The organism is Mesorhizobium sp. M7A.F.Ca.ET.027.03.2.1 (assembly GCF_003999175.1).
In the GTDB taxonomy this organism is placed as follows: Bacteria; Pseudomonadota; Alphaproteobacteria; order Rhizobiales; family Rhizobiaceae; genus Mesorhizobium.
In genome coordinates this window covers 1-826 of record NZ_RZOM01001623.1, presented here as the reverse complement: position 1 = coordinate 826, position 826 = coordinate 1, and the positions used below count along the sequence as shown (strand labels likewise).

The following is an 826-nucleotide window of genomic DNA, read 5'->3' as shown; positions in this document are numbered from 1 at the left end:
GGCCCGCCACGACCGCGCGGCAGATTCCCAGCCGTCGCATGTTCGGCCGCCAGGGCCGTTGAACGGCAACCGACACTTTCCCACATGATTGTGAATGGCCGCGTCGGCGGACACTGGTTTTCGCGCGTCGACCAAAATGGACGACCGCTTTCGCTGGTGCCAGAATGGCGGCAGGGTTGCTACGCCAGAGCAATTCACCGTTTCGTGGAAACGGCGAACCGTTCTGATCCTTTGTCTTGACGCAATTCCGGGCGGAAAACCGTTTTACACTTTTCCTGGAATTGCTCTAACTGTCGGTTCCAATGCCTGAAATCACCACAAAACCGCGCGTCCAGGTCAAGCCGCAGGTCGAACGGCCAAAGCTCTACAAGGTCATCCTCATCAATGACGATTTCACGCCGCGCGAATTCGTCGTGACGGTGCTGAAGGCTGAGTTCAAACTCAGCGAAGACCAGGCGCATCGGGTGATGATCACCGCGCATCGTCGCGGCGTCTGCGTCGTCGCCGTGTTCACCAGGGATGTCGCCGAGACCAAGGCGACGCGCGCCACCGATGCCGGCAAGGCCAAGGGCTATCCGCTGATGTTCACGACGGAGCCGGAGGAGTAGCTCTACCGTCCTTCGCGGTACCACATCGAACCCATTGCCAGAAGCAGCAGGCCGAGGCCGAGGAAGCCGCCGAACAGCGGCACGCGCGAGACGGCCTTGAGCACGCTGTCGTCCGTGGTGCGCAGTCCGATCCAGTCGTTGCCGGATGCAGCACCAGCCGAGCGCACAGGCACGATGGAAGGCAGCGTCACGTCGCTGCCAAGGGCTGTGGACGACGC

1 protein-coding gene and 1 pseudogene are annotated in these 826 nt (G+C 61.7%); one reads left to right on the top strand and one right to left on the bottom strand.

Translation table 11 applies throughout. The annotated features are described in order from the left end of the window. Window positions 1-302 precede the first annotated feature (302 nt). Window positions 303-608, top strand: coding sequence for an ATP-dependent Clp protease adapter ClpS (gene clpS, locus EN750_RS36880; protein ID WP_127399452.1), 306 nt, complete (start codon window positions 303-305; stop codon window positions 606-608). A gap of 2 nt (window positions 609-610) precedes the next feature. Here the strand turns inward: clpS and EN750_RS36875 are convergent. Then, window positions 611-826, bottom strand: a pseudogene (locus EN750_RS36875) (hypothetical protein); the annotation flags it as partial.